The 12,097-nt window shown below is 36.6% G+C and carries 18 protein-coding genes and 1 tRNA gene; 15 read left to right on the top strand and 4 right to left on the bottom strand.

Annotation, left to right across the window (positions count from 1 at the left end):
- The first annotated feature begins 17 nt into the window (after positions 1–17).
- From LC814_RS08205 to trxA, 9 genes are all read left to right on the top strand, one after another.
- Positions 18–461: a hypothetical protein gene (locus LC814_RS08205; RefSeq protein ID WP_226063456.1), complete on the top strand. Its 444-nt coding sequence runs from the start codon at positions 18–20 to the stop codon at positions 459–461.
- 72 nt (positions 462–533) lie between these two features.
- Complete coding sequence (locus LC814_RS08200) at positions 534–1,337, top strand: sulfite exporter TauE/SafE family protein (protein ID WP_226063455.1); 804 nt, start codon at positions 534–536, stop codon at positions 1,335–1,337.
- A complete protein-coding gene (locus LC814_RS08195; protein ID WP_226063454.1) occupies positions 1,334–1,717 on the top strand; it encodes a hypothetical protein in 384 nt (127 codons plus the stop codon). Before LC814_RS08200 ends, LC814_RS08195 begins: the two co-directional genes overlap by 4 nt.
- 59 nt (positions 1,718–1,776) lie before the next feature.
- Positions 1,777–3,186, top strand: a complete 1,410-nt coding sequence (locus tag LC814_RS08190) for an MBL fold metallo-hydrolase (protein ID WP_226063453.1) — start codon at positions 1,777–1,779, stop codon at positions 3,184–3,186.
- A 6-nt stretch (positions 3,187–3,192) separates the two neighbouring features.
- Positions 3,193–3,561: a rhodanese-like domain-containing protein gene (locus tag LC814_RS08185; protein WP_226063452.1), complete on the top strand. Its 369-nt coding sequence runs from the start codon at positions 3,193–3,195 to the stop codon at positions 3,559–3,561.
- A 94-nt stretch (positions 3,562–3,655) separates the two neighbouring features.
- A complete protein-coding gene (locus LC814_RS08180; RefSeq protein ID WP_226063451.1) occupies positions 3,656–3,871 on the top strand; it encodes a DUF6132 family protein in 216 nt (71 codons plus the stop codon).
- Positions 3,864–4,175 (top strand): rhodanese-like domain-containing protein, encoded by a 312-nt coding sequence (locus LC814_RS08175; protein WP_226063450.1) that lies wholly within the window; start codon positions 3,864–3,866, stop codon positions 4,173–4,175. Before LC814_RS08180 ends, LC814_RS08175 begins: the two co-directional genes overlap by 8 nt.
- Positions 4,172–4,378, top strand: coding sequence for a hypothetical protein (locus tag LC814_RS08170; protein ID WP_226063449.1), 207 nt, complete (start codon positions 4,172–4,174; stop codon positions 4,376–4,378). The genes LC814_RS08175 and LC814_RS08170 overlap by 4 nt, the downstream gene beginning before the upstream one ends.
- A 42-nt stretch (positions 4,379–4,420) precedes the next feature.
- A complete protein-coding gene (trxA, locus tag LC814_RS08165; protein WP_226063448.1) occupies positions 4,421–4,720 on the top strand; it encodes a thioredoxin in 300 nt (99 codons plus the stop codon).
- Between the two features lie 2 nt (positions 4,721–4,722).
- Here the strand turns inward: trxA and LC814_RS08160 are convergent, their stop codons facing one another.
- Positions 4,723–5,478, bottom strand: a complete 756-nt coding sequence (locus LC814_RS08160; RefSeq protein ID WP_226063447.1) for an amidohydrolase — start codon at positions 5,476–5,478, stop codon at positions 4,723–4,725.
- A 130-nt stretch (positions 5,479–5,608) separates the two neighbouring features.
- Between LC814_RS08160 and LC814_RS08155 the strand changes: the two genes are divergently transcribed.
- The 3 genes from LC814_RS08155 (at position 5,609) to LC814_RS08145 (ending at position 7,649) form a co-directional block, all read left to right on the top strand.
- A complete protein-coding gene (locus tag LC814_RS08155) occupies positions 5,609–6,052 on the top strand; it encodes a DUF6646 family protein (protein ID WP_226063446.1) in 444 nt (147 codons plus the stop codon).
- A 111-nt stretch (positions 6,053–6,163) separates the two neighbouring features.
- Complete coding sequence (gene rseP, locus LC814_RS08150) at positions 6,164–7,501, top strand: RIP metalloprotease RseP (RefSeq protein ID WP_226063445.1); 1,338 nt, start codon at positions 6,164–6,166, stop codon at positions 7,499–7,501.
- A 74-nt stretch (positions 7,502–7,575) separates the two neighbouring features.
- Positions 7,576–7,649: transfer RNA gene (locus tag LC814_RS08145), tRNA-Asn, on the top strand.
- 93 nt (positions 7,650–7,742) lie between these two features.
- Here LC814_RS08145 and pepT read toward each other — a convergent pair.
- The gene (gene pepT, locus LC814_RS08140) at positions 7,743–9,002 is read right to left on the bottom strand and encodes a peptidase T (RefSeq protein WP_226063444.1); all 1,260 of its coding nucleotides are present in this window, start codon (positions 9,000–9,002) and stop codon (positions 7,743–7,745) included.
- A 185-nt stretch (positions 9,003–9,187) separates the two neighbouring features.
- Between pepT and LC814_RS08135 the strand changes: the two genes are divergently transcribed.
- From LC814_RS08135 to LC814_RS08125, 3 genes are all read left to right on the top strand, one after another.
- A complete protein-coding gene (locus LC814_RS08135; protein WP_226063443.1) occupies positions 9,188–10,036 on the top strand; it encodes a hydroxymethylglutaryl-CoA lyase in 849 nt (282 codons plus the stop codon).
- Positions 10,037–10,057: 21 nt separating this feature from the next.
- Positions 10,058–10,465 (top strand): OsmC family protein, encoded by a 408-nt coding sequence (locus LC814_RS08130; protein ID WP_226063442.1) that lies wholly within the window; start codon positions 10,058–10,060, stop codon positions 10,463–10,465.
- A gap of 121 nt (positions 10,466–10,586) precedes the next feature.
- Entirely contained in the window at positions 10,587–10,991 is a 405-nt protein-coding gene (locus tag LC814_RS08125) for an OsmC family protein (protein ID WP_226063441.1), read from the top strand.
- A gap of 39 nt (positions 10,992–11,030) precedes the next feature.
- On the opposite strand, the gene LC814_RS08120 is transcribed toward LC814_RS08125, so the two are convergent.
- A complete protein-coding gene (locus LC814_RS08120; RefSeq protein ID WP_226063440.1) occupies positions 11,031–11,357 on the bottom strand; it encodes an SUF system Fe-S cluster assembly protein in 327 nt (108 codons plus the stop codon).
- A gap of 17 nt (positions 11,358–11,374) precedes the next feature.
- Positions 11,375–12,073: a 3'-5' exonuclease gene (locus tag LC814_RS08115; protein WP_226063439.1), complete on the bottom strand. Its 699-nt coding sequence runs from the start codon at positions 12,071–12,073 to the stop codon at positions 11,375–11,377.
- Positions 12,074–12,097: the final 24 nt, after the last annotated feature.

Genomic DNA, 12,097 nt, shown 5'->3' with positions numbered 1-12,097 from the left:
ATATCAAAGCATTAAAAATGAAACGTAAAGAAATTATCAATAAAATTATTGAAGAGCAGAATAAAGTAATTCAAAACCTTAAAGAATCAGTAAACCGTTACAAAACAGCATCTGATCTCGATGAGGAAAGCACGCATGATCCCGAAGACTTTTCCCAGCAGACACAAGCAAAAGATATGCAGCTTCGTTATGAAAAAATGTTGCGTGAAGCGACACAGAATTTGTCTTTTTTAGAAGGTGAAGTCGAGCTGAAACACGAAAAAATTGAAAATGGAACGCTCATTGAAACCGACCATAATTTTTTGTTTGTAGGAATTTCAGTTCCTGTTTTTAAGTTTGAAAATAAGGAGGTGATCACTTTTTCTGATAAAACGCCGGTGTTTGAAAAAATTAAAGGTAAGAAAGCTGGTGATCAAGTTGAAATAGGTTCAGATACCGCTGAAATCAAAAACTTTAGTTAGAAAAAATCGGCTTGTGTAACTTTGGTTACGGTGGACATGATTTTTATAGCGTAATTTTGTGAAAAGTAATTAATGGAGGTAATCGGTTATATTTCAGCGCTATTTGTCGGACTCATAATGGGTTTGCTTGGTGGTGGCGGAAGTATTTTAAGCGTGCCTATTTTTGTTTATCTGTTTGGTTTTGATCCTGTAACCGCAACTACACTTTCATTATTTGTGGTTGGAATTACGAGTTTTGTCGGATCTGCAGGTTTTTTAAAACAAAAATTGATCGACTTCCGGACTGCCTGGATATTTGGGATTCCTTCTATTTTGGGAGTTTTATTTTCGCGACGATTAATTTTGCCCCATTTACCGGAATACATTATTAATAAATGGGGTATGGTAGTAACTAAAGATATGTTTCTGCTTTTGCTTTTTTCATTTTTGATGTTGGTCGCCTCTGTAAAAATGATCAGGAAAACGGAGCGTCCATTTGGTAGAAAGGAAAACGGAAATAATTATACCATCTTGGTTTCTCAGGGGCTATTGGTGGGAATTATAACAGGATTAATTGGTGCAGGAGGTGGCTTTTTAATTGTACCTGCTTTAGTAATGTTGCTGGGTTTGCCAATGAAAAGAGCCGTAGCTACATCGCTGTTTATTATAGGGATGAACTCCGTTCTAGGTTTTTTAAGTTCCATGAAAATGGTAGAAAAAGATTGGACATTTATGTTGGTTTTTACAGCATTATCAGTCCTCGGAATTTTTGTAGGAATCGCTGTGTCGAAGAAAATTGACAGCCGTAAATTAAAACCTGCTTTCGGGTGGTTTGTGCTATTTATGGGCATATTTATAATAGTAAAAGAAATATTTTTTAAACAAATAACAATATGAAGAAGTTATTAATAGTTGCATTTGCACTTACACTTGTTACCGCCTGCCAAAAAGAGCAGGTTGCAGCGGAAGGTGCTTCCACAGTTTCATCAAATGATCCAAAAGAAGTAAGTCTTATGCAAGAAGCCATTGAACTGGAAAATTCAAAAGGCGAACTTCTGAAAGTGACGTATTTTGCGCAAGGAAACGACGTTGCCATGAAGATGGAAAAACAAGGTGAGCCCGAACAGATTCTTGTTGCTAAAAAAGTTTCGTCAAAAGGTCAACCCGTATTTACAAACGAAAAATGGATGTGGGAAGGAAGTATCGGAACTGGCGGAAAACTTTCTGACGCTGCAGGAAACAGCATGCAATATAAAGAAATAGAAAAAACTAAATAGACCAAATTTCATTATTTGGCTTAATTAAACAAGGATTAGATCCTTTAAATTTAAATATCATGACAATAGAACAAATATATACAGGATGTCTGGCGCAGGGAGCGTATTATATTGTCTCTGGAAAAGAGGCCGTAATTATTGATCCGTTGCGAGAAACGAAACCCTATCTGGATCGTTTAGAAAAAGACGAGGTAAAATTGAAATATATTTTTGAAACTCACTTTCATGCTGATTTTGTCTCTGGGCATTTAGATCTTTCCCGAAAAACAGGTGCGCCGATTATCTATGGGCCGACCGCAAATCCTGATTTTGAAGCTATTATTGCAACTGATGGTCAGATCTTTGAAGTGGGAGATATAAAAATTAAAGTGTTGCACACGCCGGGTCATACGATGGAAAGTTCTACTTTTCTTTTAATTGATGAAAACGGAAAAGAAACTGCTATTTTCAGTGGAGATACTCTTTTCTTAGGTGATGTTGGACGGCCTGATTTGGCTCAAAAAGCAGCAAGTATGACTCAAGAGGAATTGGCTGGAATTTTATATGACAGTTTGCAAAACAAAATAATGCCGCTTGCTGATGATATTATAGTTTATCCCGCGCACGGAGCAGGATCTGCCTGTGGTAAAAATATGCAGAAGGAAACTGTTGATACGTTGGGTAATCAGAAGAAAAGCAATTACGCTTTAAATCAACCGAACAAAGAAGCTTTTGTTAAAGAAGTTCTGGATGGATTATCTGCTCCACCAAAATATTTCGGAATGAATGTAGCCATGAACAAAGGAGGTTACGAGGATTTTGATGTTATTTTTAAGAAAGGAAATCACCCACTTTCGCCGGATGATTTTGAGAAAGTTGCGGAAGACTCTGGCGCATTAATTTTAGATACGAGAAATGCGGCTGAATTCCATAAGGGTTTCGTTCCTAACTCGATCAATATTGGTTTGCAAGGCGACTTTGCACCGTGGGTGGGCGCAATGATTGTTGATGTTCAGCAGCCTTTACTCTTGGTTTCTGACTCAGGATCCGAAGAAGAAACTATCACCAGATTAGCGCGGGTAGGTTTTGATAATGTGATTGGCTATTTGAAAGGTAGCTTTCCAGAATGGGAAAAATCTGGAAAAGAAATCGATCATGTAAAAAGAATTTCAGCAGAGACTTTTGCAGCAGAATTATCAGAACATTCAAAAGTTATAGATGTGCGAAATGCAACAGAATATGCTGCAGAGCACGTGAATGAGGCGTACAGCAGACCGTTGGTAGAAATTAATGAATGGGCACCTTCCTTAAAATCTGAAGAACATTTTTATGTGCATTGTGCCGGCGGTTATCGAAGCATGATTGCGGCAAGTATTCTTAATTCCCGAGGCATTAGAAATTTCACCGAAGTAGAAGGTGGGTTTGGAAAGATAAAAGAGACAGGTGTTCCTAAAAGTAATTTTGTCTGTCAGACTAAAACTTTAAATTAAATAAAAATGAAAAAAATAATTGTATTGATGATGATGTCACTATTTGTGATGTCTTGTCAGACTAAAATGCCGGTTGCTGTAAACACCGATAGAACCGAAATAAAAGCGTTGGTTTTGGATCCTGAAACGACCTTGGTTGATGTGAGAATTCCGGAACAGTTTGCAGAAAAAACAGCTGAAGGTGCGATCAATATTCCTTTAGCCGAAATTGAAAATAATATCGATCTTTTGAAAGGTAAAAAAAACATTGTCGTTTTCTGTAATTCCGGAAGACAATCTGGTGAAGCACTTGAGATCTTGAAAAAAAATGGAATTAAAAACGTTTATAATGCCAAAACATTAACAAACGTTGAAGCCATTAAAAACGAAAAATAACTGAAAAAAGAAGATTATTATTTCTTAATTAGATTCATTAAAAAGGTCTTTTTGTGGTAAGATGAATCTTTCTTTTCAGTTCAAAAAATGTAGTATGATGAATAACTTTTTTCAAAAGTATAAATTGAGTATTGTTGGTGTAATAGTAGGCGGTATTTTAGGCTATGCTTATTATCATTTTATTGGGTGTAACACTGGAACATGCGCCATTACATCAAAACCATTTAACTCTATCGCATACGGTATGGTGATGGGATATTTGATGTTCTCTGTATTTGAAAAATCAAAACAACCCAAACAAAATGCTTGATTTTATAAAGAAACTTTTTGGCGGTAATTCTGTAAACTTTAAGCAACTTTATCAGGAAGGTGCAAAAATTATCGATGTTCGTACACCATCTGAATTTCAAAATGGTCATATTAAAGATTCAGTAAATATTCCGTTACAGGAACTGAACAGCAGAATGAAGAAATTCGATGTAAAAAAGCCGATCATTACATGTTGTGCGAGTGGTATGCGAAGTGCTTCTGCAAAATCTATTTTGGAACAAAACGGATTTCAAGCATATAATGGTGGCAGTTGGAATGCCTTAGAAAATAAAATTAAGAGATGAAGAACATCCTCCAAAACTGGACGATCAGTAGATTTCTTTATTTAGCAGCTGGAATATTCTTTATTTTAGTTGCTGTTAATGATAGAGTATGGTTTATGATTCCGTTTGGGCTTTATTTTGCAGCGATGGCTCTATTCAGATTTGGTTGTGCTTCCGGCACTTGCGACATTTTGCCAAATGAAGATATAAATCACTCCAAGTGAACGTGTCTCTAGTAATAATAAAAACTGTAATATTTAAAAATTATGTCACAGAAATTTCAAGAATTAATTAACTCAGAACGGCCCGTGCTTATTGACTTTTTTGCTACGTGGTGTGGTCCTTGTAAAGTTCAGTCTTCGGTTTTGACTACCGTAAAAGAAAATATTGGCACCGATGCCAGAATTGTAAAAATAGATATTGATCAGTTTCCAGCAATCGCTGCAGAATACGGCGTACGCGGTGTTCCTACTTTAGCAGTTTTCAAAAATGGACAAATGCTTTGGAAAGAAAGTGGGGTGCACGATGTAAATACCTTGACAAATTTACTGAAGCAGTATTCCTGATTTCAGATAATATTAAAATCATCCCGATCAGAAAGGAACGGGAATTTTTTTCTGAAATCTTCTAATTTTTTCATCGCCAGTTCAGCGTGTACAAGATTTTTCTCTTTGTCCGAAACTTCCGAACCGTCGGCGAAAAAACAATAAGTGCTTTCTGGATATTCTAGACCATTACCATCTTTCCCAATTCGGTTAACACCTACAACATAAGACTGATTTTCTATAGCTCTTGCTTTGAGCAGGGTTTCCCAGGCTTCAATCCGTGTTGAAGGCCAGTTCGCAACATAAAAAATGGCATCGTAAGCCGAATCGTTTCGGGAAAATACAGGAAAACGTAAATCATAACAAACCTGTAATAATATGCGCCAACCTTTGTAATGTACAATCACTCTTTCTTTTCCAGGTGAATAAGTCTTTTCTTCGCCGCTGTAGGAGAATAAATGCCGTTTATCGTAGTATTTAAAATCTCCAGAAGGTTCTACGAAATAGAAACGGTTATAATAATGGTCGTTTTCTCTCACGGAGGCGCTGCCACAAACTGCAAAACCCTTTTCCTTTGCAACTTTACGCATCCACGCGAGGGATTCCTCGTGTTGGTCCGCAATTTCCTGCGGTTTCATATAGAATCCTGTGGGAAACATTTCGGGTAAAATCAAAATGTCAGTGGCTAATCCGGAAAGTTGATTTTCAATTTTCTGAAAGTTTGCTGATTTATCTTTCCAGCTTATATCTAGGTTTATCGCGGTAATTTTTAAATCCATTTCTCTGTCAATAGGTAAAACGTAAACTTAAATATACAATTTTTTATGTTAAAAGTTAAAGAAATCATAAATTGGTCTTATATTTGAATATCAAAATTCATCATTATATAACATTAAAAATTTAAAAATTATGAAAAAGTTAGCATTAGCTTTCGCCTTGTTCTTCGTAGGACAAATGGCATTCGCACAAGCGTGGAACGGTAAAGGTGATCAAAAAGTCCAAGTTGGATTTAACGGTTGGGGTTATGGAACTGGTATTACAGCTACTTATGATTATGGTTTGTCTAAAATCATTTCATTAGGAGCTGGTGCAAATTTCTTCTTTGACCATGATAATGACAAATACAAAGATGATGACTTTGGAGTATTTGGTCGTTTAAACTTTCACTTACAAGAACCATTAGGTTTACCTGAAAACTGGGATATTTATCCAGGTGTTGATTTAGGTCTTTTAGGTAAAAGTGGTACTTATTTCGGTGCACACGTTGGTGTAAGATATTTCTTCAACCAAAATGTTGGACTATATCTTGAAGCAGGTAACAACGGAAGTATTGGAGTTTCATTTAACTTCTAGAAATCGCACGATAATTTAGATAAAAGGTTCTCATTTTGAGAGCCTTTTTCTTTTGGCATACTTTTGATAATGCGTATCTTCGCAATCTTTAAATATTATTAAAAATTATCAATGACATTTATACAATTATTTCAATTTATATTGAGTATCTCAATTCTGGTTGGTCTGCATGAATTGGGACATTTTATTCCCGCTAAACTTTTTAAAGCTAGAGTTGAAAAATTCTATCTTTTTTTTGATCCATGGTTTTCTCTTGTAAAGAAAAAAATTGGTGATACCGAATACGGAATCGGCTGGTTACCATTTGGCGGTTATGTTAAAATCGCCGGAATGGTTGATGAAAGCATGGATACTGAGCAATTGAGTAAACCTCCTCAGCCTTGGGAATTTCGTAGTAAACCAGCTTGGCAAAGGCTCATCATTATGATGGGCGGGGTAACGGTGAATTTTTTTCTCGCATGGTTTATTTATTCTTCACTAAGTTATTTTAATGGGGAAACGTTCCACGAAAACGCAAAATTCGAAAACGGAATAGCTGCATCTCCTGCGGCCAAAAAAATGGGTCTTAAAACAGGCGATCAGATTTTAAAAATTGATGGTAAGACGGCCGACCGAATGGAAACTTCTACCATTAATATGCTTTTTGCCAATGACGTTACAGTTTTACGGGACGGAAAAGAAGTAACTTTTCCAGTAAATGAAGATGGTGTTGCAGACGTTTTGGCAGAAAATGAGGCAAAAGCGTACTTCAGTCCGAGATTTCCTGTGGTAATCGACAGTTTACTTCCGAGCGGAACTGCAAAAGCGGCAGGTCTTATGAAAGGAGATAAAATTGTAGGAATTAATGGGAAGCCAATTAAATATTTTGATGAGTTGGTTTCTGAACTTTCACAGTTTAAAAATCAGAATGTAGTTTTAGGTGTTGAGAGAAATAGTGCAAGGCAAGCGATTGATGTTAAAGTTGATCAAAAAGGTGAACTTGGTTTCGCGGCAGACAGTTCAGTAATTCAGCAGGAATTTGAAAAAACACGAGTTAAAAAGCAATATACCTTAGCCGAAGCAATTCCACGTGGTTTAACACGAACGATCGATGTGTTGACTATGCAAATAAAACAGTTTAAAATTGTTTTCAATACCAAAACAGAAGGTTATAAGAAAGTTTCTGGACCAATTGGGATTATTAAACAAATGCCGACAGAAGTAAACTGGGAGTTTTTCTGGAGTTTTACAGCGATGTTTTCTGTTTGGTTGGCATTTCTAAATTTAATTCCGATTCCGGGATTAGATGGAGGTCATGTGGTTTTCACCCTTTGGGAAATGATTACAGGCAAGCCTGTGCCGCAGAAAGTCTTAGAAAATGCGCAAATGGTTGGAGTTATATTTTTGTTAGGTTTAATGATTGTTATCTTCGGAAATGATATATTAAAGCTCATCATGGATAAATTTTAAAAATTTCCCCAAAATATTTTGGCAGAATTAAAAAAGTTTTTATATTTGCAAACGCTTACAGCAAAGAGAAACACTCCTCTTTAGCTCAGTTGGTTAGAGCATCTGACTGTTAATCAGAGGGTCCTTGGTTCGAGCCCAAGAAGAGGAGCAAAACCATCACAGAAATGTGGTGGTTTTTTTGTTTTTAGACCTGAAAAAGCCTTCATCATTTAAGTGAAGGCTTTCATTAATAGAGGTCAAACTATTTCTTCTTCGTTGCTTTTGCAATATTTACAATCACTTTTACAGCCTTCTCCATAGACTCTAAACATACATATTCATAAGGCCCGTGGAAATTGATTCCGCCTGCGAAAATATTCGGGCAAGGTAAGCCCATATAAGAGAGTTGTGCGCCATCGGTACCGCCTCGTATAGCTTTGATTTTCGGTTCTATATTCGCGTCTTTTAAAGCCTGCTCAGCGATATCAATGATATTCATCTTACCCTCAAATTGTTGCTTCATATTTCGATACTGTTCCTTGATTTCAATTTCCGCAGTTCCTTCTCCAAATTTTTTATTAAATTCAGAAACCTGATCCGTAATGTACTTTTTTCGTGCTTCGAATTTTTCGTTGTCGTGATCACGAATAATATATTGCAGCTTCGCTTCTGAAATATCAGCTTTTACTTCCATTAAGTGGTAAAAACCTTCAAATCCCTGTGTAGTTCCTGGCGTTTCATTTTCCGGTAACATTTGTATAAATTCCGCTGCAAGTAAAGCTGAGTTAACCATTTTCCCATAAGCATAACCTGGGTGAACACTAAGACCATGAATTTTCACGACAGCACCGGCTGCATTAAAATTTTCATATTCAAGTTCTCCAACTTCCGATCCATCCATGGTATAAGCCCATTCTGCACCGAATTTTTCAACGTCGAATTTATGTGCGCCACGACCGATTTCTTCATCAGGTGTAAAACCAATGGCAATTCGACCGTGTTTAATATCCGGGTGAGCGAGTAAATATTCCGCTGCGGTAACAATTTCTGCTAATCCTGCCTTATCATCTGCACCGAGTAAAGATGTTCCGTCAGTCGTGATAAGAGTTTTGCCAACGTAATCTTTTAATGTTTCAAATTTTGCAGGAGATAAAGTAAATCCTGTTTCTTTATTTAACAGCAAATCTTTACCGTCGTAATCGTCCCAAATTTGTGGTTTTACATCTTTTCCATTGAAGTCTGGCGATGTATCATAATGCGCAATAAATCCGACGACAGGTTCATCATCATTTGGGATATTTGATGGGACGTACGCATAAATATATCCGTGTTCATCCATAGAAACGTCACTTAACCCAAGCGTTTTCAATTCCTCAAAAATATAATTTGCAATATCCCATTGTTGCGGACTGGAAGGTGTAGATTCACTTTCTGGATCACTTGTAGAATATATTTTTACATAATTAATGAAACGGTTTTGCAGTTTAAGTTTCCAGTCAAGATTAAAGTCGATCGTAGTCATATTACAGTATTTTTAACAAAGTTAGAATTTTAGGCTGAGGTTGTGACCATGATTTAGGAATTATTTTTGCTGTGTCAAAGTTCACAGAATTCATAAAATAAACACACTCAGGATATTAAAATTGGCAAGCGGTATTTTTACCGTTTTTTAAAGTTTTGGTATATTTGAGAAAATCAAAAAGTAGAATGTTTTTAACCGAATGTCCGCGGGACGCCATGCAGGGATGGCCAGATTTCATCCCTACCCAAACCAAAGTCGACTATATCAATTCCTTAATGGCGGTCGGTTTTGATGTGCTTGATTGCGGCAGCTTTGTGTCGCAGAAGGCCATTCCTCAAATGGCTGATTCTGGAATTGTGCTTGATGAGATCGATAAAGGAATTTCAAATACGAAACTTTCGGTAATTGTTGCTAATTTTCGGGGTGCGGAAAAGGCGCTTAAACATCAGTCGGTTGATATATTGGGTTTTCCCTTTTCAATTTCCGAAACCTTTCAACACAGAAACACCAATAAAAGTCGGGAAGAAGCATTTATTGATATTAAGAAGATTACAGAGTTGCTCAAAAACGACGAAAGAATTCTAAATGTGTATTTTTCTATGGCGTTTGGAAATCCGTACGGGGAAGAATGGAAATGGGAAGAGGTCGACTATTGGGCGCAGCGCTTCAGTGATATTGGTATACGAAATATATTACTTTCAGATACGACAGGCACTGGAACGAAGGATCAAATTCAATCACTCTTTAATTCTATTCCAAAAAAATATCCTCATATCGATTTCGGTGCTCATTTTCACAATCGATATCAGGATTCCTATTCAAAATTAAAAGTGGCTTATGACAGTGGTTGCCGCCGTTTTGATTCTGCGATAAAAGGTATTGGTGGTTGTCCGATGGCAAAAGATGATTTGGTCGGAAATATGCCTACGGAGCAGGTTATTAATTTCATGGCGGTGGAAAAAATCGACCATTCCCTCAATTTGCTAAATTTTGAAAGTGCCTTTAACAGAGCAAAAAATATTTTTCATTTTTAAATTTAATTCAATATAAATTTTATGGCAACATCCAAAGTAAGCTACGCAGGCGACCTGCGATGCAAATCTGAACATCTACAATCTGGAACAGTAATTTATACCGATGCACCTACTGATAACCACGGAAAGGGCGAAATGTTTTCCCCTACAGATCTTTGTGCGACTTCTTTAGCCCAGTGCATGTTGACAACAATTGCGATTTTAGGTAAAGATCGCGGAGTCGTAATCGATGGTTCATACGCTGAAGTTCAAAAAAACATGAATCCTACGCCAAGGAAAATTTCAGAAATCGTTTGTAATATGCATATGAAAGGAAATTTTACCGATGTTCAGAAAAAATTTATAGAAGTGACGGCCAATAATTGCCCTGTTGCTTTATCTCTTAGTTCTGACTTAAAGAAAACCATAAGTTTTACGTACGATAATTAATTTCGTAAATTTTTAAACGATAAACTGCAATAATTTGCAGTTTTTATGATTTAAATTATATTTTTTCGCAAAGGATGTAGGCTGTTTTTAACTATCTTTATAGTTAGAAAAATACCATACTATGACTTCAACAATTACTTATTTAGGAGATTTTAAAATCTCCTCTAAACACGAAAAATCTGGTGCTGAAATTATAACATGTGCACCATTAAGAGAAGGAGGAACTTCTGAAATGTTTTCGCCTTCAGATCTTTTTGGGATTTCTCTGGGACAGTCAATGCTGATGGCGGTAGCTGTTTTAGGGAAGGATAAGGGAATTGATATTACGGGAGCGACTTGCGATCTTAAGAAATCTACCCATCCACAACCGAAAAGAATTGGAACCATTTTCTGTATTGTTCGTTTTCCTGGAACTTATACAGACAATCAAAAGAAATTTATAGAAGAAACAGCGCTTAATTGTCCTGTTGCTCTTTCTATTCACCCGAATGTGCAGCGCACTGTACTGTTTGAGTTTGGTAAATAAAAATAATAAAATAAAAGCCGGAGAAATCCGGCTTATTATTTAAAACATACCCAATTCGAACCGGGCTTCTTCGCTCATCATATCTTTGTTCCAGGCTGGTTCAAAGGTTAATTCCAAGTCTACTTCATTAATACCTTCAACTTCAGTCACCTTTTGACGGACTTCAGCAGGTAAACTTTCTGCAACGGGGCAGTTCGGCGTTGTTAAAGTCATAATAACTTTCACCGCTCCTTCTTCAGAAATCTGAACGTCGTAGATAAGACCTAGTTCATAAATGTCCACCGGAATTTCTGGGTCATAAACGGTCTTTAAGGCGACTATAATATTTTCTCCGAGCTCAGCAATTTGTTCTTCTGTATATTTCATTCTATAATTGGCAGGGTTTAACTTTCGATTTTGTCTAATAAATTTTCCTGACGCATGCGCCGAAAAACATTTGCCAAAGTTAAGACATCTTTTTCACAATATTGAACGATTCTAAATAAGTCTTTTTCTATATGATAAATTGAAGAAACCATTGAGCCGTCGATATCATCTTTCGGCGTGGGAATTCCGAAGACATGTGCGAGGAGTTCCAGAGAAATAAAAGATTTATAATCGCCGAATTTCCAGAGTTCTAAAGTGTCAAGATGCGGGATTTCCCAGGGTTTTTTCCCAAACATCTGGAACGGCGCTGGCGGTCGCATTCCATTAATTAAAAATCGCCGTGCAATCCAGGGAAAGTCAAATTCCTTTCCATTGTGTGCGCAGAGAACGACTTCGCGTAGTTTTGGCCGGTTAAAAATCTCCCCGAATTCCTCCAATAGCTTTTTCTCATCATCGCCGTAAAAACTTTTGATGAGCAATCGCTCACTTTTTTCTAAAATCCCTACCGAAATACAAATTATTTTCCCAAATTCCGCCATAATTCCACCTCTTTCCTGATAGAATTCTTCTGCGGTAAATTCATCTTTCCGTTGAAATTTTGTCTTTTTATCCCAAAGATACTGGTCAGTTTCTGCTAATTCATCCCAATGACCAAACTGCGGTACTGTTTCAATATCTAAAAATAAAATTTTTTCTAAGGGAATATTTTGAATCATAATTAATGTGTTTTGAGTTGAAGA

This window comes from Kaistella polysaccharea (assembly GCF_020410745.1).
GTDB lineage: Bacteria > Bacteroidota > Bacteroidia > Flavobacteriales > Weeksellaceae > Kaistella > Kaistella polysaccharea.
This window is presented reverse-complemented; position numbering and strand designations above follow the sequence as displayed.